This is a genomic window from Streptomyces sp. NPDC107500 (assembly GCF_055582785.1).
In genome coordinates this window covers 570038-592555 of record NZ_JBVJPF010000003.1, presented here as the reverse complement: position 1 = coordinate 592555, position 22518 = coordinate 570038, and the positions used below count along the sequence as shown (strand labels likewise).

At 71.6% G+C, this 22518-nt stretch carries 27 protein-coding genes and 1 riboswitch; of the genes, 15 read left to right on the top strand and 12 right to left on the bottom strand.

From position 1 onward, the window contains the following. Positions 1-6: 6 nt before the first annotated feature. Positions 7-93: riboswitch (ZMP/ZTP riboswitch) on the top strand. A gap of 29 nt (positions 94-122) precedes the next feature. From ACZ67M_RS14325 to ACZ67M_RS14315, 3 genes are all read left to right on the top strand, one after another. Further along, positions 123-1568, top strand: a complete 1446-nt coding sequence (locus tag ACZ67M_RS14325) for a glycine hydroxymethyltransferase (RefSeq protein WP_361352648.1) — start codon at positions 123-125, stop codon at positions 1566-1568. A 117-nt stretch (positions 1569-1685) separates the two neighbouring features. Beyond that, positions 1686-2708, top strand: coding sequence for a tryptophan--tRNA ligase (trpS, locus tag ACZ67M_RS14320; protein ID WP_469851038.1), 1023 nt, complete (start codon positions 1686-1688; stop codon positions 2706-2708). Between the two features lie 176 nt (positions 2709-2884). Continuing rightward, positions 2885-3463 (top strand): 2'-5' RNA ligase family protein, encoded by a 579-nt coding sequence (locus ACZ67M_RS14315; protein ID WP_392010103.1) that lies wholly within the window; start codon positions 2885-2887, stop codon positions 3461-3463. A 25-nt stretch (positions 3464-3488) separates the two neighbouring features. Here the strand turns inward: ACZ67M_RS14315 and ACZ67M_RS14310 are convergent, their stop codons facing one another. Continuing rightward, positions 3489-4244: a decaprenylphospho-beta-D-erythro-pentofuranosid-2-ulose 2-reductase gene (locus ACZ67M_RS14310; protein WP_469851037.1), complete on the bottom strand. Its 756-nt coding sequence runs from the start codon at positions 4242-4244 to the stop codon at positions 3489-3491. Positions 4245-4260: 16 nt separating this feature from the next. Further along, positions 4261-5622, bottom strand: a complete 1362-nt coding sequence (locus tag ACZ67M_RS14305) for an FAD-binding oxidoreductase (RefSeq protein WP_385794679.1) — start codon at positions 5620-5622, stop codon at positions 4261-4263. Positions 5623-5755: 133 nt separating this feature from the next. On the opposite strand from ACZ67M_RS14305, the gene ACZ67M_RS14300 reads away from it, so the two are divergent. Genes ACZ67M_RS14300 through ACZ67M_RS14285 form a run of 4 tightly spaced genes read left to right on the top strand, consistent with a single transcriptional unit; the run spans position 5756 to position 8610 of the window. After that, positions 5756-6265: a phosphatase PAP2 family protein gene (locus ACZ67M_RS14300; RefSeq protein WP_385794681.1), complete on the top strand. Its 510-nt coding sequence runs from the start codon at positions 5756-5758 to the stop codon at positions 6263-6265. Then, positions 6258-7208 (top strand): decaprenyl-phosphate phosphoribosyltransferase, encoded by a 951-nt coding sequence (locus tag ACZ67M_RS14295; RefSeq protein ID WP_361352634.1) that lies wholly within the window; start codon positions 6258-6260, stop codon positions 7206-7208. The genes ACZ67M_RS14300 and ACZ67M_RS14295 overlap by 8 nt, the downstream gene beginning before the upstream one ends. After that, positions 7202-7672, top strand: coding sequence for a GtrA family protein (locus tag ACZ67M_RS14290; RefSeq protein ID WP_385794686.1), 471 nt, complete (start codon positions 7202-7204; stop codon positions 7670-7672). Before ACZ67M_RS14295 ends, ACZ67M_RS14290 begins: the two co-directional genes overlap by 7 nt. Continuing rightward, entirely contained in the window at positions 7660-8610 is a 951-nt protein-coding gene (locus ACZ67M_RS14285) for a YihY/virulence factor BrkB family protein (RefSeq protein WP_469851035.1), read from the top strand. Before ACZ67M_RS14290 ends, ACZ67M_RS14285 begins: the two co-directional genes overlap by 13 nt. On the opposite strand, the gene ACZ67M_RS14280 is transcribed toward ACZ67M_RS14285, so the two are convergent. Beyond that, positions 8558-9832: a D-alanyl-D-alanine carboxypeptidase family protein gene (locus tag ACZ67M_RS14280; protein WP_469851034.1), complete on the bottom strand. Its 1275-nt coding sequence runs from the start codon at positions 9830-9832 to the stop codon at positions 8558-8560. The two genes, ACZ67M_RS14285 and ACZ67M_RS14280, sit on opposite strands and share 53 nt — an antisense overlap. Before the next feature lie 91 nt (positions 9833-9923). Between ACZ67M_RS14280 and ACZ67M_RS14275 the strand changes: the two genes are divergently transcribed. Both ACZ67M_RS14275 and ACZ67M_RS14270 read left to right on the top strand, forming a co-directional pair. Beyond that, entirely contained in the window at positions 9924-10163 is a 240-nt protein-coding gene (locus ACZ67M_RS14275) for an SCO4848 family membrane protein (protein WP_122615862.1), read from the top strand. 36 nt (positions 10164-10199) lie between these two features. Beyond that, entirely contained in the window at positions 10200-11528 is a 1329-nt protein-coding gene (locus tag ACZ67M_RS14270) for a metallophosphoesterase (protein ID WP_469851032.1), read from the top strand. Here the strand turns inward: ACZ67M_RS14270 and ACZ67M_RS14265 are convergent. The 4 genes from ACZ67M_RS14265 to ACZ67M_RS14250 all read right to left on the bottom strand — a co-directional run bounded on the left by ACZ67M_RS14265 (position 11519) and on the right by ACZ67M_RS14250 (position 13702). Then, positions 11519-12298 carry a TetR/AcrR family transcriptional regulator gene (locus tag ACZ67M_RS14265; protein WP_469851030.1) on the bottom strand — a complete coding sequence of 260 codons (780 nt, stop codon included), beginning with the start codon at positions 12296-12298 and terminating at the stop codon, positions 11519-11521. The genes ACZ67M_RS14270 and ACZ67M_RS14265 overlap by 10 nt on opposite strands. Positions 12299-12309: 11 nt before the next feature. Continuing rightward, complete coding sequence (locus ACZ67M_RS14260) at positions 12310-12795, bottom strand: thiol-disulfide oxidoreductase DCC family protein (RefSeq protein ID WP_392234544.1); 486 nt, start codon at positions 12793-12795, stop codon at positions 12310-12312. Between the two features lie 4 nt (positions 12796-12799). Further along, entirely contained in the window at positions 12800-13207 is a 408-nt protein-coding gene (locus ACZ67M_RS14255; protein ID WP_360883265.1) for a hypothetical protein, read from the bottom strand. Positions 13208-13291: 84 nt separating this feature from the next. Beyond that, positions 13292-13702, bottom strand: coding sequence for a VOC family protein (locus tag ACZ67M_RS14250; protein ID WP_125495347.1), 411 nt, complete (start codon positions 13700-13702; stop codon positions 13292-13294). 169 nt (positions 13703-13871) lie between these two features. Between ACZ67M_RS14250 and ACZ67M_RS14245 the strand changes: the two genes are divergently transcribed. The 3 genes from ACZ67M_RS14245 to ACZ67M_RS14235 all read left to right on the top strand — a co-directional run bounded on the left by ACZ67M_RS14245 (position 13872) and on the right by ACZ67M_RS14235 (position 15222). Then, positions 13872-14336, top strand: a complete 465-nt coding sequence (locus ACZ67M_RS14245; RefSeq protein ID WP_161329040.1) for an NINE protein — start codon at positions 13872-13874, stop codon at positions 14334-14336. Then, entirely contained in the window at positions 14329-14748 is a 420-nt protein-coding gene (locus ACZ67M_RS14240) for a DUF2752 domain-containing protein (protein ID WP_122615869.1), read from the top strand. Before ACZ67M_RS14245 ends, ACZ67M_RS14240 begins: the two co-directional genes overlap by 8 nt. Before the next feature lie 207 nt (positions 14749-14955). Continuing rightward, positions 14956-15222 carry a TM2 domain-containing protein gene (locus ACZ67M_RS14235; protein WP_122615870.1) on the top strand — a complete coding sequence of 89 codons (267 nt, stop codon included), beginning with the start codon at positions 14956-14958 and terminating at the stop codon, positions 15220-15222. Positions 15223-15294: 72 nt separating this feature from the next. Here the strand turns inward: ACZ67M_RS14235 and ACZ67M_RS14230 are convergent, their stop codons facing one another. From ACZ67M_RS14230 to ACZ67M_RS14210, 5 genes are all read right to left on the bottom strand, one after another. After that, complete coding sequence (locus tag ACZ67M_RS14230) at positions 15295-16068, bottom strand: succinate dehydrogenase iron-sulfur subunit (RefSeq protein ID WP_122615871.1); 774 nt, start codon at positions 16066-16068, stop codon at positions 15295-15297. Next, a complete protein-coding gene (gene sdhA, locus ACZ67M_RS14225; RefSeq protein WP_307014727.1) occupies positions 16068-17822 on the bottom strand; it encodes a succinate dehydrogenase flavoprotein subunit in 1755 nt (584 codons plus the stop codon). Before sdhA ends, ACZ67M_RS14230 begins: the two co-directional genes overlap by 1 nt. 19 nt (positions 17823-17841) lie before the next feature. Further along, entirely contained in the window at positions 17842-18324 is a 483-nt protein-coding gene (locus ACZ67M_RS14220) for a succinate dehydrogenase hydrophobic membrane anchor subunit (protein WP_122615873.1), read from the bottom strand. A gap of 5 nt (positions 18325-18329) precedes the next feature. Further along, on the bottom strand, positions 18330-18710 hold the full coding sequence (gene sdhC, locus ACZ67M_RS14215) for a succinate dehydrogenase, cytochrome b556 subunit (protein WP_003974113.1): 381 nt from the start codon (positions 18708-18710) through the stop codon (positions 18330-18332). Between the two features lie 253 nt (positions 18711-18963). Further along, positions 18964-19443 carry a 2-oxo-4-hydroxy-4-carboxy-5-ureidoimidazoline decarboxylase gene (locus ACZ67M_RS14210; RefSeq protein WP_392010126.1) on the bottom strand — a complete coding sequence of 160 codons (480 nt, stop codon included), beginning with the start codon at positions 19441-19443 and terminating at the stop codon, positions 18964-18966. Between the two features lie 251 nt (positions 19444-19694). On the opposite strand from ACZ67M_RS14210, the gene ACZ67M_RS14205 reads away from it, so the two are divergent. From ACZ67M_RS14205 to ACZ67M_RS14195, 3 genes are all read left to right on the top strand, one after another. Then, on the top strand, positions 19695-21260 hold the full coding sequence (locus tag ACZ67M_RS14205) for a beta-N-acetylhexosaminidase (RefSeq protein WP_361353619.1): 1566 nt from the start codon (positions 19695-19697) through the stop codon (positions 21258-21260). A 98-nt stretch (positions 21261-21358) separates the two neighbouring features. Beyond that, entirely contained in the window at positions 21359-21895 is a 537-nt protein-coding gene (locus ACZ67M_RS14200; protein WP_361352605.1) for a hypothetical protein, read from the top strand. An 87-nt stretch (positions 21896-21982) separates the two neighbouring features. Continuing rightward, entirely contained in the window at positions 21983-22513 is a 531-nt protein-coding gene (locus tag ACZ67M_RS14195) for a hypothetical protein (protein WP_361352603.1), read from the top strand. The last annotated feature ends 5 nt before the right edge of the window (positions 22514-22518 follow it).

Below are 22518 nucleotides of genomic sequence, written 5' to 3'. Positions count from 1 at the left end.
AGCCTGGCCCAGGGCCGTGACTGGCGCGCAAGGATGGGATGAACCATCGGGAAGCGGCCCGAACGACGAGTGCCGAGCGCCTGGGCCGACCTGAACGCTGATCCCAACGTCCGGAGGCCCCCATGTCCGCAGACCTCACCCCCGAGTCCGTCGCCTACCGCGCCGCGCTGCAAGCGATCCGCGCCGTCGAGCCCCGCGTCGCCGACGCCATCGGCCAGGAGGTCGCCGACCAGCGCGAGATGCTCAAGCTGATCGCCTCGGAGAACTACGCCTCCCCGGCCACGCTCCTCGCGATGGGCAACTGGTTCAGCGACAAGTACGCCGAGGGCACCGTCGGCCGCCGCTTCTACGCTGGCTGCCGCAACGTCGACACCGTCGAGTCCCTCGCCGCCGAGCACGCCCGCGAACTCTTCGGCGCCCGGCACGCCTACGTCCAGCCGCACTCCGGCATCGACGCCAACCTGGTCGCCTTCTGGGCCGTCCTCGGCGCCCGCGTCGAGGTGCCCTTCCTGGAGAAGGCGGGCGCCCGCCAGGTCAACGACCTGACCGACGCGGACTGGGCCGAGCTGCGCCAGGCCTTCGGCAACCAGCGGATGCTCGGCATGTCCCTGGACGCCGGCGGCCACCTCACCCACGGCTTCCGTCCGAACATCTCCGGCAAGATGTTCGACCAGCGCTCCTACGGCACCGACCCCACCACCGGCCTCATCGACTACGAGGCCCTGCGCGCCTCCGCCCGCGAGTTCAAGCCGCTGATCATCGTCGCGGGTTACTCGGCGTACCCCCGGCTGGTGAACTTCCGGATCATGCGCGAGATCGCCGACGAGGTCGGCGCGACCCTCATGGTCGACATGGCGCACTTCGCCGGTCTCGTCGCGGGCAAGGTCCTCACCGGCGACTTCGACCCGGTCCCGCACGCCCAGATCGTGACGACCACCACCCACAAGTCGCTGCGCGGCCCGCGCGGCGGCATGGTCCTGTGCGACGACTCCCTCAAGGACCAGGTCGACCGCGGCTGCCCGATGGTCCTCGGCGGGCCGCTCCCGCACGTCATGGCCGCCAAGGCCGTCGCCCTCGCCGAGGCCAGGCAGCCCGCGTTCCAGGACTACGCCCAGCGCATCGTCGACAACGCCCGCGCCCTCGCCGAGGGCCTGATGCGGCGCGGCGCCACCCTGGTCACCGGCGGCACGGACAACCACCTCAACCTGATCGACGTGGCGTCCTCCTACGGCCTCACCGGCCGCCAGGCCGAGGCCGCGCTCCTCGACTCCGGCATCGTCACCAACCGCAACGCCATCCCGTCCGACCCGAACGGCGCCTGGTACACCTCCGGCATCCGCATCGGCACCCCGGCCCTCACCACCCGCGGCCTGGGCACGGCGGAGATGGACGAGGTCGCCGGCCTGATCGACCGCGTCCTGACGACCACGGAACAGGGCACGACGAAGTCGGGCGCCCCGTCGAAGGCGTCCCACGTCCTCGACGAGAAGGTCGCCCAGGAAATCGCCCAGCGGGCCACGGACCTGGTGGCGGGCTTCCCGCTCTACCCGGAGATCGACCTGGGCTGAAGCACCCCGTCAGGGGCGCGGGGCTGTGTCGATGTGCGGCTACCGCCGCGTGGGCGCGACCAGCCACGAACGGACCGCAGTTCCCCACGCACAGAACCCGCCACTCTCTCTGAGAGAATGACGGGCATGGCGACTGACCACCCGCGCGTACTCTCCGGAATCCAGCCCACCGCAGGCTCGTTCCACCTCGGCAACTACCTCGGCGCCGTCCGCCAGTGGGTGGCCCTCCAGGAGACCCACGACGCGTTCTACATGGTCGTCGACCTGCACGCGATCACGGTCCCGCAGGACCCTAAGGAACTGCGGGCCAACACCCGGCTGGCCGCCGCCCAACTGTTGGCGGCCGGCCTGGACCCGGACCGCTGCACGCTCTTCGTGCAGAGCCACGTCCCCGAGCACGCCCAGCTCGCCTGGATCATGAACTGCCTCACCGGTTTCGGCGAGGCCGGCCGCATGACCCAGTTCAAGGACAAGTCCGCCAAGCAGGGCGCCGAGCGCGCCTCCGTCGGCCTGTTCACGTACCCGATCCTCCAGGTCGCGGACATCCTGCTCTACCAGGCCAACGAGGTCCCGGTCGGCGAGGACCAGCGCCAGCACATCGAGCTGACCCGCGACCTGGCCGAGCGGTTCAACGGCCGCTTCGGCGAGGCGTTCACCGTCCCCTCCCCGTACATCCTCAAGGAGACGGCGAAGATCTACGACCTCCAGGACCCGTCGATCAAGATGAGCAAGTCGGCGTCCACGCCGAAGGGCCTGATCAACCTCCTGGACGAGCCCAAGGCCACCGCGAAGAAGGTGAAGAGCGCGGTCACCGACACGGACACCGTGATCCGCTTCGACCGCGAGCACAAGCCGGGCGTCAGCAACCTCCTGTCGATCTACTCGGTGCTCACCGGCACGGAGATCGCCGAGCTGGAGGAGAAGTACGCCGGCAAGGGCTACGGCGCGCTCAAGACGGACCTCGCCGACGTCATGGTCGAGTTCGTGACCCCGTTCCGGGAGCGCACCCAGCAGTACCTGGACGACCCGGAGACGCTGGACTCGATCCTGGCCAAGGGCGCCGAGAAGGCACGCGCCGTCGCCGCCGAGACCCTCTCGCGGACGTACGACATGGTGGGCTTCCTGCCCGCCAAGCACTGACCCGGGGCCACCGCCCGGCCCTGGTCCCGGCCCCGCCGTGCGCCCCGGCATGCCGCCGTAGCGCTGCACATCACTCCGGTTGCGCCTGCCCCGGGCACGGTCGTGGCCGTACAGTCGATAGCCGGGTGTCCGACACAGCGACACACGACGTGTGACACGTAACGACAGGAGACGACGTGGGGACCGTAACGATCGGCGTGTCGATCGCGGTCCCGGAGCCTCACGGCAGCCAGCTCCAGCAGCTGCGCGCGGGCTTCGGCGACGCCGCTGCTCACGGCATCCCCACGCACGTCACCCTGCTGCCGCCGACCGAGGTCGACGGCAGCGCGCTGCCCGCGGTCGAGGCGCACCTGGCGGAGGTGGCGGCGCGCGGCCGGCCCTTCCCGATGCGGCTGTCCGGCACCGGGACCTTCCGTCCGCTGTCGCCCGTGGTCTTCGTCCAGGTGGTCGAGGGCGCCGCGGCCTGCTCCTGGCTCCAGAAGCGGGTGCGCGACGCGTCCGGTCCCGTCCCACGCGAACTGCAGTTCCCGTACCACCCGCACGTCACGGTGGCGCACGGCATCGGGGAGGCGGCGATGGACCGCGCCTACGAGGAGCTGTCCGACTACGCCGCCCAGTGGTCCTGCACCGGCTTCGCGCTCTACGAGCAGGGCCCCGACGGGGTGTGGCGCAAGCTGCGCGAGTTCCCCTTCGGCAGCGCCACGGTGCCCCCGCAGGCCGGGCGCGTGGAGAGCGGCTCGCTGCCCGGCCGGTGATCCGAGCCCGCCCGGCGGCCGGACGTCACACGGGCAGCCGCCGGAACAGCGTCCGCGGCAGGTGCCGCACCGCCGACATGACCACGCGCAGCGCGCCGGGCACCCACACCGTCTCCGAGCGCCGCCGCAGCCCCAGCTCGATCGCCGTGGCCACCGCTTCGGGCGTCGTGGCGAGCGGCGCCTCCTCCATCCCGGCGGTCATCCGCGACCGCACGAACCCGGGGCGTACGACCATGACGTGCACGCCCGTGCCGTGCAGCGCCTCGCCGAGGCCCTGCGCGAAGGCGTCCAGGCCGGCCTTGCTCGAGCCGTAGATGAAGTTGGCGCGCCGGGCCCGTTCGCCCGCCACCGAGGAGAGCACGACCAGGGAGCCGTGGCCCTGCGCCTGGAGCGCGCGGGCGCTGACCAGGCCGGCCGAGACCGCGCCGGTGTAGTTGGTCTGCGCGACCCGCACGGCGTTCAGCGGCTCGCGCTCGTCGTGCGCCTGGTCGCCCAGGATGCCGAAGGCCAGCAGCACCAGGTCGACGTCGCCCTCGGCGAAGACCTTGCCGAGTGCCGCCTCGTGGGACTCGGGGTCGAGCGCGTCGAAGGCGACGGTGCGCACCTCGGCGCCGAGGCCGCGCAGCTGCTCGGCGGCCGCGTCCAGGGCGGGGGAGGGGCGCCCGGCCAGCCACACCGTGCGGGTGCGGCGGGCCACCAGGCGGCGTGCGGTGGCGAGCGCGATCTCGGACGTACCGCCGAGGACGAGCAGGGACTGGGGGAGGCCGAAGGCGTCCTTCACGACAGCTCCAGAAGGGTCAGAGGGTGAGGCGGCGGGCCAGGTCGGACACGAACACCCCGCGCGGGTCCAGCTCCGCGCGCAGCGCGCGGAAGTCGTCGAGGCGCGGGTACATCGCGGCGAGCAGTTCGGGCCGCAGCCGCGAGTCCTTGGCGAGGTAGACCCGGCCGCCGGCCTGCGCGACCTCCTCGTCCAGCTCGTCCAGGAAGGCGCCGAGGCCGGGCAGGCCCGCCGGGATGTCCAGGGCCAGGGTCCAGCCGGGCACGGGAAAGGAGAGCCAGCCCGGGTCGGCCTCGCCGAACCGCTTGAGGACGGCGAGGAAGGATGGGCAGCGCCGGTCCGAGATGCGCCGCACGATCCGGCGCAGGGCGTCCTCCCGGCCCTCGCCGACGGCGAACTGGTACTGCACGAAGCCGCCGCGGCCGTAGATCCGGTTCCAGTGCGGGACGCCGTCCAGGGGGTGGAAGAACGTGGAGATCCGCTGGAGGCGGCCCCGGCTGAACCGGGGGGACTTGCGGTACCAGAGTTCGTTGAACAGGCCCACCGTGGTCCGGCCGAGGAGCCCGTCCGGGACGAGGTCGGGGGCGGCCGGGAGGCGTGAGGTGCGGAAGGCCAGCGGCGCCCGCCGTGCGCGGGAGCGGGCGGGCAGCGCGTCCAGCGGGGCGTGGTCGCCGCGGGTGAGCACCGCGCGGCCGGTCGCCCGGCCGCGCGCGAGGAGGTCGATCCAGGCGACCGAGTAGCGGTAGCGGTGGTCGGTGGCCGTCAGACGGGCCATCAGGTCGTCCAGGTCGTCGGCGCGCTCGGTGTCGACGGACATCAGCGCGGTCTCGACCGGGTGGAGCCGCAGCGTCGCGGTGAGGATCACCCCGGTCAGGCCCATGCCGCCGGCGGTCGCGTCGAACAGGGGCGTGCCCGGCGCGACGGTGCGGACCCCGCCGTCGGCCGTGAGCAGCTCCAGAGAGAGCACGTGCCGCGCGAAGGACCCCGACACGTGGTGGTTCTTGCCGTGGATGTCCGCGCCGATCGCCCCGCCGACCGTGACGTAGCGGGTGCCGGGCGTCACCGGCACGAACCAGCCGAGCGGCAGCAGCACCTCCATCAGGTGGTGCAGGGAGACGCCCGCGTCGCAGAGCACGGTGCCGCCCGCGACATCGACGGCGTGCACCTGGTTCAGGGCCGTCATGTCCAGCACGGCGCCCCCCGCGTTCTGCGCGGCGTCCCCGTACGCCCGTCCCAGCCCCCGCGCGATGCCGCCGCGGGCCCCGCAGTCGCGGACGGCCAGGGCGGCCTCCTGGTACGTCCGCGGGCGGATCAGACGGGCCGCGGTGGGCGCGGTGCGGCCCCAGCCGGTGACGGGACCCCAGTCGGTGTCGGCAGACATGCCGGTGACCGTATCGCCCCTATGAGAACGATTAGTTCCAAAACATCACGCACATACCCGAAACGGGTGATTAATGGTATGTCGCTCGATCGTGCCGTCCTTCCGGTCCGGCGGGCGGGAACAGTGAGTCGGCATGGACGACCTCGACGACATGGACCACCGGATCGTCACGGCGCTCAGAGCCTGCGGCACGGACCCGCGCGTGGCCGGCGCCGCGCGCGCCCTGTCCTGGGCCGGGGAGCACGCGGCCCTGTGGCTCGCCGCGGGTCTCGCCGGTGCCGCCGTGGACCGCGCGCGACGGGGGGCCTGGCTGCGCGGCACCGCGCTCACCGCGGGCGCCCACGTCGCCAGCATGGCCCTGAAGCGGGTCGTACGCCGTCCGCGCCCCGCACACGTCGTGCCCCTGGTGCGCACCGCCGGGCGGCACTCGTTCCCCAGCTCCCACGCCACCTCGGCCGCGGCCGCCGCCGTCGCCTTCGGCGCGCTCGGCGTGCCCGCGGTCCGGCCGCTGGCCGCCGCGGTGTGCGCCTCCCGGCTGGTCGTCGGCGTCCACTACCCCTCGGACGTCGCGGCCGGCGCGGCCCTGGGCGCGCTCACCGCCCGGCTCGGCGCCCGCTGGATGCGAGGAGGCACCCGTGACTGACACGGCCGTCCTGAGACAACGCGCCCCGCAGCGGCCCGGGGAGCCCGCGACGCCCCGCGCGAAGGGCGTGCTGAGCGGCCTGCTCCGGACCGCACGCCCCCGCCAGTGGGTCAAGAACGTCCTGGTCGTCGCCGCCCCGGCCGCCGCGGGCGAGCTGTTCTCGGTGCCCGCGCTGAGCCGGCTCGCCCTGGTCTTCGTGCTGTTCACCGCCTGCGCCAGTGCCGTCTACCTCGTCAACGACGCCCGCGACGCCGAGGCCGACCGCGCCCACCCGGTCAAGCGGCACCGCCCGGTCGCGGCCGGACAGGTCCCGGTGCCGCTCGCCTACGCCGTAGGCGGCCTCCTGGGCGTCCTCGCGCCCCTCGTCGCGGCCTGGCTGTGCCCGCCGTCCGTCGCTGCCCTGCTGACCGCCTACCTCGCGATGCAGCTGGCGTACTGCGTCGCCCTCAAGCACGTCCTCGTCGTCGACCTTGCCGTCGTCACCACCGGCTTCCTGATGCGGGCCATGATCGGCGGACTCGCGCTCGGCATCCCCCTGTCGCGCTGGTTCCTCATCACGACCGGCTTCGGCGCGCTGTTCATGGTCGCCGCCAAGCGGTACTCCGAGGCCGTCCAGATGGCCGGGCGGGCGGGCGCCACCCGCGCGCTGCTCACCGAGTACACCACCGGCTACCTCCGCTTCGTCTGGCAGCTCGCGGCCGGTGTCGCCGTCCTCGGCTACTGCCTGTGGGCCATGGAGGAGGGCGGCGTCCCGCACACCAGCGTGCTGCCCTGGCGCCAGCTGTCCATGGTCGCCTTCGTCCTCGCCGTCCTGCGCTACGCCGTCTTCGCCGACCGCGGCACCGCGGGCGAACCCGAGGACGTCGTCCTGCGCGACCGGGCGCTCGCGCTGATCGGCGTGGTCTGGGTGGCGATGTACGGCCTGGCGGTGGCCAATTGGTAGCCGGCCGGCGCGAGCTGGCCGCCTTCGCCTCCGTGGGCCTGCTCGCCTACGCCGTCGACCTCGGCCTCTTCACCTGTCTGCGCGGTCCCGCGGGCCTCGGTCCGCTCGGCGCCAAGACGCTGTCCTTCGTGGCCGGCTGCGCGGTGGCGTACGCGGGCAACGCGCTGGGCACCTACCGGCACACCCGCCCCCGGGGACTGCGCCCCTGCGCCGTGTTCGTCGCGGTGAACCTCGCCGGTGCCGGCGTGCAACTGCTCTGCCTGACCGTCAGCCACTACGGCCTCGGCCTCACCTCGCAGCGTGCCGACACCGTCTCCGGCGCAGGAATCGGCATGGTCCTGGGCACGATCCTGCGCTTCTGGGGCACAAGAACACTGGTCTTCCGGGCCGCGGACGGATCCGGTGGCCCGACGAGATCATGGAGCGGGACGAGCGGGGGCAGGGTCGGATCATGGACTGGCTGAAGAAGCTCCCCGTCGTGGGACCGTGGATCGCACGCCTGATGACCACGCACGCGTGGCGCTCGTACGAACGGCTCGACCGCGTGAAGTGGTCACGGCTGGCCGCCGCCATGACCTTCACCAGCTTCGTCGCGCTCTTCCCGCTGCTGAGCCTGGCCGCCGCCGTGGCCGCCGCCACGCTCAGCAAGAAGCAGCAGGACCAGCTCCAGGACAAGATCGCCGAGCAGATCCCCGGCATCGCCGACCAGCTGAACATCCAGGGCCTGGTGGACAACGCCGGCACCGTCGGCCTCATCTCCGGCCTGCTGCTGCTCTTCACCGGCATGGGCTGGGTCGAGGCCACCCGGGGCTGTCTGCGCGCCGTCTGGGAGCTGCCCGACGAGGAGGAGAACCCGGTCCTGCACCGGGCCAAGGACGCCGGCGTCCTCGTCGGTCTCGGCGGCGCGCTGCTGATCACCGTCGGCATCTCCACCGTCGCCTCGGCGCTGGTGGGCTGGATCATCCGCTCGATCGGCCTGGCCGAGGGCGGCGTCGGCGGCGTCCTGCTGTACATCGCCGCCTTCGTGGTGGCCGTCCTCGCCGACTTCCTCCTGCTGCTGTACGTGCTGACCCTGCTCCCCGGCGTCCACCCCGAGCGCCGCCGTCTGGTCGTCGCGGCGCTGATCGGCGCGATCGGCTTCGAACTGCTGAAGCTGCTGATCAGCGGCTACATCCAGGGCGTCGCGGCGAAGAGCATGTACGGCGCCTTCGGCGTCCCCGTGGCCCTGCTGCTGTGGATCAACTTCACCTCGAAGCTGCTGCTGTTCGCGGCCTCCTGGACGGCGACCGGGAGCAAGGAGCAGGAGGCCGGGAGCGGGGACGACGGCGACGGCGCCGACGCCCCCGACGTCACGGGCGGGTCCGGCGGCGGACCAGGTCCGGCAGCGGCCACTTCCGGTTGACCAGGAACGCGCCCCCGGCCAGCAGCACCAGCACCCCGGCCGCGATGCCGGCCGCGATCCCGACCCCGCCGGAGCCGTCCGAGGCCGTCGCGCCCGCCACCGGCCCGGTGCCCGCCGCGCCCTTCCCGGTGCCGCCGGCCTCCCCGGAGGCGTCCGGGCCGGGGCTCGCCTGCGCGGCGCTCTTCGGCCGGACCAGCTCGCCCACCGGCCGTGCCTTGCCGGCTGCCGCGAAGCCCCAGTCGAAGAGGCGGGCCGTCTCCTTGTAGACCTCGTTGTGCTCGTCCTTGGCCGGGTTCATCACCGTGACGAGCAGCACCTTGCCGTTCCGTTCGGCGACGCCGGTGAAGGTGGCGCCCGCGTTGGTGGTGTTGCCGTTCTTCACGCCCGCGATGCCCGGGTAGACCTCCATGTCCGAGTCGCCGGCCAGCAGCCGGTTGGTGTTCTGGATCTCGAAGGGCTTGCGGGTCGTCTTGCCCTTCTTGTCCTTCTCCGTCTGGCCGGGGAACTTCGCGCGGACCGTCGAGGCGTACTCCCGGAAGTCCTTCTTCTGGAGCCCCGAGCGCGCGAACAGCGTCAGGTCGTAGGCGGAGGAGACCTGGTGCGGCGCGTCGTAGCCGTCGGGGCTGACCACGTTGGTGTCGAGGGCCTGGAGCTCCTCGGCGTGCTCGTTCATGTCCGCGACGGTCTTGTCGACGCCGCCGTTCATCGCGGACAGCACGTGCACGGCGTCGTTGCCGGAGCGCAGGAAGACCCCGAGCCACAGGTCGTGGACGGTGTAGGTCTCCTCCTCCTTGACGCCGACCAGGCTGGAGCCGGGGCCGATGCCCGCGAGGTCGGAGACCTCCACCTTGTGCTCGGTGGTCTTCGGCCACTTCGGCAGCAGCGTGTCGGCGAACAGCATCTTCAGGGTGCTCGCCGGGGCCAGCCGCCAGTGCGCGTTGTGCGCGGCGAGCACGTCGCCGGACTCGGCGTCGGCCACGATCCACGAATGGGCGGTGATGTCCTTCGGCAGCACCGGCGCACCGCCCGCCAGGTCCACCTGCGTGCCCGGCTTCCCCAGCCGCGCGCCGCCCATGGTCGACATCGACGCGGGGGGAGTGGGCGTCGGACTGTCCGAGGGGTCGGGGGCCGCGAAGGCGGCGGGGGAGAGCACGGCGAGCGCGGTCAGGGCGGCGGAGGTGACCGACAGGCTTCGCCTGAGGGCCTTCTTGGGTGCGGGCACGAGCGAGAACGTACCTTCCGGGAGCGGACCCTTCCCACCCCCCTCCCCACCCCGCGCACGGTTCAGGACAGCGTGCGGCGATACTGAAGCCATGAAGCTCAGCCGCCCCGTCTCCTGGTTCCTGCTCGCTTTCGGGGTGTGGAGCTGGATCATCTGGATCACTTTCGTCAAAAACCTGATCAAGGACAGCAGCGGACTCGCCTTCGAGGACGGCGATCCCACGGCGTACTTCTGGGTGCACCTGCTGCTCGCCGTCGTCTCCTTCGTATTGGGGACGGTCGTCGGAGGCATCGGGTTGCGTTCGGTGCGCGTACTGCGCCGAAGCTCATAGACGTCGCGGACGTCACAACCGAGGGGATACGGCGGCATGGTGGTCGTCTTCGCGCTGGTCGCGCTGGCAGTGGTGAGCGTCCTCGTGACGTCCAACTGGTACGTGTGGCGGCGCCTGTTCCGTGACACCACCCCGGGCCCGGGCCCGGTGCGCCGGATCGGCGGGGCGGTGATCGCCGGGGGCTGGGTGCTGGCCGTCGGCGCCCTGGTCGCCGAGCGCGCGGGCGCCCCCTTCTGGCTCCAGCAGGTGCTGGCCTGGCCGGGCTTCCTGTGGATGGCGCTCTCCATCTACCTGCTCCTCGCGCTGCTGGCGGGCGAGGTCGTCCGCCCGCTGCTGCGGCGCTTCCTGGAGCGGCGCGGGGCGGTGCGGAAGGCCGGTGCGGACCCGCTGCGGCCCGAGGCCACGGACCAGGAGCGGATACCGGCCGCCACGGCCCCGCCCGAGCAGCCGGAGCCCGCCGAGCCGGGCCGGGCGACCGAGCCGCCCCGGGCGTCCGGGGGGCCGCAGCCGCCCAAGGCGCCCGACAGCCCGCTCGCCCTTCCCTCCCGCCGCCTCTTCGTCTCCCGCGTCGTCGCCGGTGCCGCCGCCGCGGCGGCCGTCGGAACGGTCGGCTACGGCACGTACGGCGTGCTGAACGGTCCCTCGGTCAAGCGGGTCACCGTGCCGCTGGCCAAGCTCCCGCGCGCGGCGCACGGCTACCGCATCGCCGTGGTCAGCGACATCCACCTCGGCCCGGTCCTCGGCCGGGGCTTCGCGCAGAAGGTCGTCGACACGATCAACTCCACGCAGCCCGACCTCATCGCCGTCGTCGGCGACCTGGTCGACGGCAGCGTGAAGGACCTCGGCCCGGCGGCGGCCCCGCTGGCCGGGCTGAGGGCGCGGGACGGCGCGTACTTCGTCACCGGCAACCACGAGTACTTCTCCGGCGCCGAGCAGTGGGTCGAGGAGGTGCGGCGGCTCGGACTGCTCCCGCTGGAGAACGCCCGCACCGAGCTGCGCCACTTCGACCTGGCCGGCGTCAACGACGTGGCGGGCGAGGAGGAGGGCCAGGGTCCCGACTACGCCAAGGCCCTCGGCGACCGGGACCGGGCGCGTGCGTGCGTGCTCCTCGCCCACCAGCCGGTGCAGATCCACGACGCCGTCGACCACGGCGTCGACCTCCAGCTCTCCGGTCACACGCACGGCGGCCAGCTCTGGCCCGGCAACCTCATCGCGGGGGCCGCCAACCCCACCCTGGCGGGTCTGGAGCGCTACGGCGACACCCAGCTGTACGTCAGCCGCGGCGCGGGCGCCTGGGGCCCGCCCACGCGCGTGGGTGCGGAGTCGGACATCACGGTGATCGAGCTGGCGTCCCGTCAGGCCTGATTCCCGGTCTGCCCATCGGCCTTCCGGTCGGCCTTACGGTCGACCTTCCGGCCGGGGTCCGGCAGTGCCCGCGTCATGCCCGGCAGGAAGTCCGTGAACAGCTCGTGCACCTCGCGCACCAAGGGGCGCAGGACCCGGAAGCGGGCCAGCACGACGCCCCGCGCGGTGAGCCGGGCGCCGCGTTCGGCGAGCCGGTAGCTGCGCTCGCGGCCCTCCGTCCGGTCGAAGATCCAGTACAGGACGAGGCCCATCTGGGAGAGCCACATCAGCTCCGGCAGGATCTCCCGCAGGTCTTCGGGCACCTTGGTCTTCGCGCCCGCCAGCACCGCGCGGTGGATGCTGATGGCCTCCTTGCGCGCGTGCTCCGACTCGGGGGAGAAGGGGCTGAGCGGGCTGTCCGGGTCGGCGGCGTTCTTGAAGAACTGCACCGCGAACTCGTGGTACGGCGTGGCGATGTCCAGCCAGACCTTCAGCACGCCCGCCAGCCGCGCCTCCAGGTCGGTCTCCTTGGCCAGGACCTCGCGGACCGCCGCCTGGTGCTCGGCGGCGATCCGGTCGTAGAAGCCCTGGATCAGGTGTTCCTTGCCGGCGAAGTAGTAGTACGCGTTGCCGACGGAGACGCCGGCCTCCTGGGCGATGGCCCGCATCGTGGTCCGGTCGTAGCCGCGTTCCTGGAACAGCCGCATGGCCGTCTCCAGGATCAGCGCGCGGGTCTGCTCGGACTTGCTGAGGGGGGCGCCGTCGTCGGGGCCGTCGTTGGTCGCAGGCACGGGTACAGAGCCTATCCAGTGGCGCAGGTGCCGTCGGCACACCCGGGTCCGGCGTACATCCAGCCGAGCCCCGGCTCGTACACCCAGCCGTCCGCGCGGCGGTATCCGTTGCCGCCCCACCGCCGCTGACCGCCCCGCCACTTCGCGGCGGCCAGCACCGCCCCGCGGGCCAGCCGGGCGCCCGCGGGCGTGCTGAGCCGGTGGGCCAGGGCGCGGTGCTCGCGCAGGGCCCACAGGACGACGATCCAGGCGGCGGCGCCCCGGTAGACCTGACCGGCGTCGCCCACGGCGGTGACCTCGTCGAGGCTGGCCGCGTGGTCGAGGCCGGGCAGGAGCCCGCGTGCCTCTTCGGACCCGGCCGGGACCAGGTCCAGCTCCACCAGGCGGGGCTGACGCAGCAGCCAGTCCCGTACGTGGGTGCACAGGGAGCACTCGGCGTCGTAGAGGACGGTGAGCCGGCGCACGGGGGCGCCGGCCGTCCCGGTGGCGGGAGCCATCTGCTCAGGCTCCGGCCGTCGGGGCCACCCAGCCCTGCGGCGGGACCGGGGGCACCTGCTCCCGCTCCATCATGCCGCGCCGCCGGATCCTGTTGAGCACGTAGACGTTGCCCAGGTGCATGACGCCGAGCACCAGCAGCACCACGCCGAGCTTGGTCGAGAGCGCCTCGAAGATGCCGCGGGTGTCGGTGATGGTCGCGTCGTCGCTCAGGTAGAGCGCGACGAAGCCGAGGTTGACCAGGTAGAAGCCGACCACCAGGAGGTGGTTGACGGCGTCGGCCAGCTTCTCGTTGCCGTGCAGGACGTCGGCCAGGAAGACCCGTCCGTTGCGGCTGAGCGTGCGGGCCACCCAGACGGTCAGACCGATGCTGACGGCCAGGTAGATGACGTAGGCGATGACGGTGCGGTCCATGCCCCACCCCTTCTTGAACGCGTTCAAAACGCTGACAGGACTGACTGTAGACCTGTTTTTGAACACGTTCAAGCCGGAAGTCGCTCAGGGGCGACGGCCCAGTTCCGGACGCTTGGAGTAGTCCGTCAGGCCGATGACGTTGCCCCACGGGTCGGCGAACTCGACGGTCCAGCCGGTGGCCACGGGGAACGGTTCGTCGAGCGGCGGCACCCCCGCCTCCCGCAGCGCCGTGGCCGCGGTGCGGGCGTCCGTCGTCTCCAGCCACACCCGCGCGGAGGGCCACATCGGCGGCTGCCGCCAGAACTCCTCCTCCACCCGCAGCAGCAGCCCGGGCGTCTCGCCCCCCACCTTCAGCAGCGCGATCCCGGCCTCGTCGAGCCGGTAGGCGACCGTGAACCCGGCCCGCTCGTAGAAGTCGACGGCCTCGCCGAGGTTTCCGACGGGCAGCAGCACGTTGTCGAACCCGAGCAGTTCGTACGACTCATGATCTGACATGACGTCAGATTAGGTGTGCGCGGGCGCCGTACGGACGGACCGGGCGGCGACGCAGCGGCGCCGTCACTCGCCCGGGCGGACGGCCGTTCCCGGCCCCGACTTCTCTTGTGCCGCTCCGGTCCTGCAATATGACCGGCAGTTTCCGAAGTCGACCAGGAGTGACCCCACTGTGAGCGAGCAGCCGCCCCAGCCTTCCCAGCCGCCCGGCTACGGCTACCCGAACCAGGGCTCCGGCCCCGCCGGGCAGCCCGGCCCCTACGGCTATCCCCAGGGTGGCCAGCAGCCCCCGCCCGGCGGCTACCAGACCCCCGGCTACCCGCAGGGCGCTCCCGGCTACCAGACCCCCGGTTACCCCCCGCCGGCGCCGGGCTACTACGCCACCGACCCGAGCGCCCCCTACGGCTACGACCCCTACGGCCGCCCGTACTCCGAGAAGTCGAAGATCGTCGCCGGTGTGCTCCAGCTCTTCCTCGGCAGCTTCGGCATAGGCCGCTTCTACGTCGGCTCCGTCGGCATAGGCCTGGCCCAGCTGTTCACCTGCGGCGGCCTCGGCTTCTGGGCGCTGATCGACGGCATCATGTACCTGGTCAGCAACGACCGCACGGACGACCAGGGCCGCGTCCTGCGTGGCTGACACCGCGCCCTGCGCACCACCCGGCCGGCGACGGCGTCAGTGGCATCCCGCGGCCGCACCCCTCGGGGTGCTCGTCGCGGGCGCCGCGGGTGCCGGGTACCTGTGGGGCACCGATCCGCACGAGGGCGGCCACCCACTGCCCCAGTGCCCGTTCCGCTTCGTCACCGGGCTGCTCTGCCCGGCCTGCGGCGCCACGCGCATGGTCTACGACCTGATGCACGGTCACTTCGCCGCGGCCTGGCTGGACAACCGCGCCCTGCTGCTCGCCGCGCCGTTCGCGCTGGCGCTGTGGGCCCGTTGGACGGTGGAGGGCCTGCGCGGCCGCTCCTACCGGCCCCGGATCGCCCCGTGGGGTCAGGCGCTGATCCTGCTGACGGCGGTGGCCTGGACGGTCGTTCGCAACGTCGTGTGATCAATGATCACGAAATGGGAACGTTGGATCATAATATTTCCCAAGTGACCCACACGTCTCCTACGCTTCGTGACGCACAGCGGGGGGACGGCCACGTCACTGACGTGAGCCGCCGTGCGTCAAGCGTGCGATCAGCGGTGTCCCCTCCTGGGCCGCCGGGGCCATCCCGCCCCGGTCCGTCCCGCATCTCCCCAGGAGCACCACACCATGACCGTTCCCCCGAACCCCACCGCTCCCTACGGCGTCGACCCGCAGGGCCGCCCGTACTCCGACAAGTCGAAGATCGTCGCCGGTATCCTCCAGCTCTTCCTGGGCACCCTGGGCATCGGCCGCTTCTACGTCGGTTCCGTCGGTGTCGGTGTGGCCCAGCTGCTCACCTGCGGCGGCCTCGGCTTCTGGGCGCTGATCGACGGCATCATCTTCCTGGTCAGCAACGACCGCACGGACAAGGAAGGCCGCCCGCTGCGCGGCTGACCCGCCCGTTGTACGGCCGAGGGCCCCGATCACGCGGATCGGGGCCCTCGGCCGTGGCGGTCGTCCCGCGGGTCAGAAGCGGCGCGTGATCAGCGCCCGCTTCACCTCCGCGATCGCCTTCGTGACCTCGATGCCGCGCGGGCAGGCGTCCGTGCAGTTGAAGGTCGTGCGGCAGCGCCAGACGCCGTCGCGGTCGTTGAGGATCTCCAGTCGCTGCTCGCCGGCCTCGTCGCGCGAGTCGAAGATGAAGCGGTGGGCGTTCACGATCGCGGCGGGGCCGAAGTACTGCCCGTCGTTCCAGAACACCGGGCACGAGGACGTGCAGGCGGCGCACAGGATGCACTTCGTGGTGTCGTCGAAGCGCTCGCGGTCCTCGGCGGTCTGGAGGCGCTCACGCGTCGGCTCGTTGGTGTCCTTCGTGATCAGGAAGGGCATCACGTCCCGGTACGCCTGGAAGAACGGCTCCATGTCGACGACCAGGTCCTTGAGGACCGTCAGGCCCTTGATGGGCTCGACCGTGATCGGCTTCTCGGGGCTGAGGTCCTTGATCAGCGTCTTGCAGGCCAGCCGGTTCTTGCCGTTGATCCGCATGGCGTCCGACCCGCAGATGCCGTGCGCGCAGGAGCGGCGGAAGGTCAGGCTTCCGTCGAGGTCCCACTTGATCTTGTGCAGCGCGTCGAGGACACGCTCCTTGGGGTCGATCTCCAGCTGGAAGTCTTCCCAGGCGGCCTCGGCCGCGACCTCCGGGTTGAACCGGCGGACGCGGAAGGTGACCGTGATGTAGGGGGAGTCGGCGAAGCCGGGCTCGGGGGCCGAGTCGCTCTTCTCCATGACAGGGGTAGCCATCAGTACTTACGCTCCATCGGCTGGTAGCGGGTCTGGACGACCGGCTTGTAGTCGAGCCGGATGGACTCGGCGCCGTCGTCGCCCACCTCGCGGTACGCCATGGTGTGGCGCATGAAGTTGACGTCGTCGCGGTTGGGGAAGTCCTCGCGGTAGTGACCGCCGCGGGACTCCTTGCGGGCGAGGGCGGAGACCGCCATCACCTCGGCCAGGTCGAGCAGGTTCCCCAGCTCGACGGCCTCCAGCAGGTCGGTGTTGAACCGCCGGCCCTTGTCCTGGATCGACACGTTCTTGTAGCGGGCGCGCAGCTCGGCGATCTTCTCGACGGCCGTCTTGATCGTCTGCTCGGTGCGGAACACCATGACGTTGGCGTCCATGCACTCCTGCAGCTCGCGGCGGAGCGTCGCCACCCGCTCGGTGCCGGTGGAGGAGCGCAGCCGCTCGATCTGCTCGACGACCAGGGACTCCGGGTCGGCGGGCAGCTCGACGAAGTCCGCCTTCTGGGCGTACTCGGCGGCGGCGATGCCGGCCCGGCGGCCGAAGACGTTGATGTCGAGCAGCGAGTTGGTGCCCAGGCGGTTGGCGCCGTGCACCGACACGCAGGCCACCTCGCCGGCCGCGTACAGGCCCGGGACGACGGTGGTGTTGTCCGCCAGGACCTCACCCTCGACGTTGGTCGGGATGCCGCCCATGGCGTAGTGCGCGGTGGGCTGGATCGGGATCGGGTCCGTGTAGGGCTCGATGCCGAGGTAGGTCCGCGCGAACTCCGTAATGTCCGGGAGCTTGGCGTCCAGCTGCTCCGGCGGGAGGTGCGTGAGGTCCAGGTAGACGTGGTCGCCCTCGGGACCGCAGCCGCGGCCCTCGCGGATCTCCGTGTAGATGGAGCGGGAGACGACGTCACGGGAGGCGAGGTCCTTCATGACCGGCGCGTACTTCTCCATGAAGCGCTCGCCGTCCTTGTTGCGGAGGATGCCGCCCTCACCGCGGGCGCCCTCCGTCAGCAGGATGCCCATGCGCCAGATGCCGGTCGGGTGGAACTGGAAGAACTCCATGTCCTCCAGCGGCAGTCCGCGCCGGTACACGGCCGCCTGGCCGTCACCGGTGAGCGTGTGCGCGTTGGAGGTCACCTTGAAGAACTTGCCGGTGCCGCCGGAGGCGTAGATCACGGACTTCGCCTGGAAGACGTGGATCTCGCCGGTCGCCAGCTCGTACGCGACCACACCGGACGACTTCTTGACGCCGTCGACCTCGGTGATCAGCTGGTCCAGGACGTAGAACTCGTTGAAGAACTCCACGCCCTCCTTCACGCAGTTCTGGTACAGCGTCTGGAGGATCATGTGGCCGGTGCGGTCGGCCGCGTAGCAGGAGCGGCGGACGGGAGCCTCGCCGTGGTTCCGGCTGTGCCCGCCGAAGCGGCGCTGGTCGATCGTCCCGTCGGGCGTCCGGTTGAACGGCAGGCCCATCTTCTCCAGGTCGAGGACCGAGTCGATGGCCTCCTTCGCCAGGATCTCGGCGGCGTCCTGGTCGACCAGGTAGTCACCGCCCTTGACCGTGTCGAAGGTGTGCCACTCCCAGTTGTCCTCCTCCACGTTGGCCAGCGCGGCGGCCATGCCGCCCTGCGCGGCGCCCGTGTGGGAGCGGGTGGGGTAGAGCTTCGTCAGGACGGCGGTGCGGCTGCGCTTCGTCGACTCGATGGCCGCGCGCATGCCGGCGCCACCGGCGCCGACGATGACGGTGTCGTACTTGTGTACCTTCATGATTTTCGCAGCCCCGTGCCTAGCGGATGTTCGGGTCGAAGGTGAAGATCACCAGCGTGCCCAGCAGGATGGTGAACACCGTGGCGGTGTAGAGCAGGCCCTTGAGCCACAGCCGGGTGTTGGGGCGCTCCGCGTAGTCGTTGATGACCGTGCGCAGGCCGTTCGCGCCGTGCAGCATCGCGAGCCAGAGCATCAGGAGGTCCCAGACCTGCCAGAACGGCGAGGCCCAGCGGCCGGCCACGAAGGCGAAGCCGATCTTCGAGACGCCGCCGTCCAGCACCAGCTGGATGAGCAGGTGCCCGATGACCAGGACGACCAGCACCACGCCGGACAGGCGCATGAAGAGCCAGGCGACCATCTCGAAGTTGCCACGGGTGGACTTCGGGGTCTTCTTCGTGCGCGCGCGGGGGGCTTCGATCAGCGGCGCCGGGTTGTCGACCGTGTAGAGCGAGGCGCCCTCGACGGGGCCGATCCCGGATGCGGGGGATTCAGTCGTGGACATTGGCGTCAGCTCCCGAACAGTTCACGAGCGGCGTGGCCGAGGACGGGGTAGATCGCCCCGAGCATCAGCACGACCCACAGGGCGACGACGGTCCAGAGCATCTGCTTCTGGTAGCGGGCGCCCTTGACCCAGAAGTCGACGGCGATGACACGCAGGCCGTTGAGCGCGTGGAAGAGGATGGCGGCGACGAGGCCGTACTCCAGCAGCGCGACGATCGGCGTCTTGTACGTGGCCACGACGGTGTCGTAGGCCTCGGGGGACACCCGCACGAGAGCGGTGTCCAGCACGTGAACGAACAGGAAGAAGAAAATGAGGACGCCGGTGACTCGATGAGCCACCCAGGACCACATTCCTTCCCGGCCGCGGTACAGCGTTCCAGCCGGCACGGAAATTTCCTCCGGGAGCGGGGATTGGGGCCGCGCCGGCTTTCCTTGTCGGTCGGGCCCGGCCGGGTACGGTCCACCGGCCCCCAGCATGGTAGCGACGGTTGCCTGCGGCGCTTACGGGGGGCCTGCCTGTGTGATCAAAGTTGCACTCAAAGGAGCAGTGGATCGGGGCGGGGCGGGGCAGGGAGTGGGGGTTTGGGTGGTTTGCCGGGTGTGCGCGGTCGGTGGCTGGTCGCGCAGTTCCCCGCGCCCCTCAGAGGGCGTTGGTCAGCCGGGTTCTCGCCAGGCGGCGGAGTTCCTCTGCCGCCACCAGGCGTTCCTCGTCCGGATCGTTTGTCAATCGTGACCGGATGGCTGCCAGTACCTGGTCCAGCGACTCGTCGGGGTTGAGTCCGTCCAGGCAGATGACGAACACGTGTCCGAAGCGGGACTCGTAGGCCGCGTGGGCCGCGTTCAGGGCCGTGTGGGCCGCCGCGTAGGTGTCGGCCGGGAGGGCGGGCTGGGTCTCCGCCGACAGGGCCTCCGTCAGGGCCGTCGGCGTCAGGTCGTATGCCGCCTCGTCCGCGGCCGCGAGGAGGGCGGGGAGGTCCGGGTAGGGGCGGTGGGCCGTCAGGCGGTGGGCCCAGTCGTGGCTTCCCAGGCATGCCAGGAGGGTCCGGGCGGCTTCGTCGGCGGGGGCCGTGTTGAAGCGGTCCAGTGATGAGGGCGTTGCCGGCGTGGCGCGTGTTTGCACCGGTACCGGTATGGCCACTCGGCCGGAGAGATCTGGGAGGCGGTGCACAGGCAGCGTGGTCCTCGTGTGCGAAAGATGTGGCGTCACGTTATCGAGTGACGGCATGACGTGTCCGTCCGATGCCCGAATTTCACCCGAACGGGAGAGTTTCAGAACATGTGGTGGACGCATTGCGGCAGCGGCGCGCTTAGGTTGGCGCCGTGAGCGAGCACGGACGCCGGATACCGGCGAACAAGGTGAGGCAGCGGGCCGTGATCGCCGGTGCGGTGGTCGCCTCGCTCGGCGTGGGAGTAGGCCTGTGGGCCACCGACGGAGACGGTGACGGCGGGCCGGGAGGCCAGGCCGCGCGGTCCACCGCGGAGGCGGCCGCGCCCAGCCCGAGCCGTTCCTACCCGCTGTCCGAGGAACCGCGCACCATACCCGCCGTGCGTGAGCACACCGCGGCCCGCGGTCCCGGCTGGCAGCCGGAGAAGGAGCACCGAGTCGTCGTCGCCGACGCCGCCCTCGCCGACGAGGGGCGGCAGATCGCCGGCGACCTCGGGCTGACGTACGCGGGGGAGAAGGACGACGAACGCGCCGGGGACGTGCTCCTCGACGTCAAGGCCGACAAGGGCGCCAACCCCGAGTCGTACACCATGACCGTGCGCGACGGCAGGGTCACCGTCAGCGGGCCGGCCGAGGCCGGTGTCTACTACGGCACCCGCACCCTGAAGCAGGCCGTGGACGGCGGCGGCACCGCGCCGGAGGGCGTGGTGAAGGACGAGCCCGCCAAGCCGAAGCGCGGCTTCTCGCTCGACATCGCCCGCAAGCACTACGACGCCGACTGGATCAAGGACCGGATACGCGAGCTGGGCGACCTCAAGTTCAACGAACTGGGCCTGCACTTCTCCGACGACCAGGCCTTCCGCATCGAGTCCGACTCGCACCCCGAGATCGTCTCGGACGACCACCTGACCAAGGCGGAGATGACGGAGATCATCGATCTCGCCGCCTCGCGCCACATCACCGTCGTCCCCGAGATCGACTCGCCCGGCCACCTCGGCGCCGTGATCGCCGCCCACCCGGACCTCCAGCTGCGCAACGCGCAGGGAACGCCGACGCGCGGCGCCATCGACATCTCCAAGCCCGAGTCCGCCGAGATCGTCGACGACCTGCTGAACGAGTACGCCGACCTCTTCCCCGGCTCCCAGTTCCACCTGGGCGCCGACGAGTACCAGGCGCTCGTGGTGCCCGACCCCGAGGCGTCCTACCCGGACCTGGCCGCCGCCGCCCGCAAGGCCTACGGCTCCGGCGGCACCGTCGCCGACCTCACCACCCAGTGGCTGAACGACCGCGCCAAGACGGTGCAGGCCCACGACCGCGTCCCGCGCGCCTGGAACGACGGCTTCTTCAAGGACACGTCCGTCGAACCGTCGAAGGACATCAAGGTCGCCTACTGGACCGGCAAGGAGATCGGCGCCCGGCCCCCCACCGAGTACCTCGCCGAGGGGCGCCAGGTCCTCAACTACAACGACGAGTTCCTCTACTACGTCCTCGGCGAGCCGCAGACCTTCGTCTACCCGACCGGCGAGCGCATCTACGAGCAGTGGACCCCCCGCGTCATCCGCGGCACCACGGCCGTCGACGCCAAGTACGACGACCAGATACTGGGCGGCAGCTTCGCGGTCTGGGGCGACATCCCGAGCGCGCAGACGCAGGCGCAGGTCGCCGAGGGCATCAAGCTGCCGCTGGCGGCGACGGTCCAGAAGCTGTGGGACCCCGGCGAACCCGAACTGTCCTGGGCCGACTTCAGCTCGCTGGCGAACCGGCTCGACTGATCCCTCGACTGATACGAGATTGTCCTATCCGGCTGCGAACTCCCGTACGCCTGTGGTGGTCTTTGGGCAGCCGAACCGAGACCGGGGGGAACCGGGACATGGGGTACTGGGGCTATTTCGTCGTGGGCCGCGGGGCGCGGCCGCTGGCCGAACTGGACGCGCTGGCCGGCGCCGCGGACATGGCGCTGCGTCAGTCCGCGCCGGACGGCTGGCAGGTGTGGGAGTTCCCGGGCGGCGACGGAGACGTCGGCAACATGAACGACCTGGCCGGACAGACCGGCGCCCCCGCCCTCTTCGGGTACGTCATGGACAGCGACTGCGTGGTCGTGGAGGCCGCGGCGCCCGAGAGCGGGGCGTGGACGACCTGTCTGGCGCGGTCCGCGATGGCCGGCTACCTCGGCGCCGAACGGGACGGGCTCACGCTGGAGGACTACTTCCTGGAGCCCCGGGACGCCGCCGAACGCGCCGTCGCCTGGGCCGCCGAGGCGGGGCGCACCGCGAGCGCCGTGGAGTTGGCGGAGGTGCTCGCGGCGGAACCGGCCGCCGGTGCGGACGCCGGGGGCGACGACTCCGGTCCGGTGGCCGAAAAACTCTTCTTCCGGTTCCTCGACCGGCTGGGCGTCGTCCCGCTGTGACACTCCCGGGTCGTCGCACGCTGTAAGGGTCAGTGCGGGCTCCGTGGTGGTGAGCGGGGCGAATCGGCGGGAACAGGGAGGCAACCGATGAGCCTGGTGGAACTGATCGCACAGGCCGACACACGCGGACTCGCCGCGAGCGGACTGGCTTGTTTGGATCGCTGTCTGCCGCTCCTCGACGGCGACGACGAGGTCCTCAGACCTCTGTGGGCCACCCTCGCCGACGACGCCGAACCCGACTGGGCGGGGGAGTTGGCGCGGGTGCGCGCCACACTCGCGGGAACCGGTGGTGCGGGCGAGGACGAGGCCGTGCTGCTGGCCCGCGTGATGCTGGCCGACGCGCCGGACGCGTGCTCAGGGCCGGCGCTGCGGACCTGGGCCGACGCCTGTTCCGCCGCCGCGCTGCGCGTCCACCGGCTCCTGGACCCGGCGGCGGACACGAACGGGCCGGCACCGCTCGTCGCCGGCGAACTGCGCCGCCAGGTCACCGTCCTGGACCTGCTCGCCGCGCACGGATCGGCCGGGCTGCGGCCCGCCCTCGAAATCTCCACGGAGGGGCGCCGGGTCCTGCGCGCAGTGGTGTCCCGACGGGCCCGCGGGCGGGACGCCCGCCTGTGACGGTC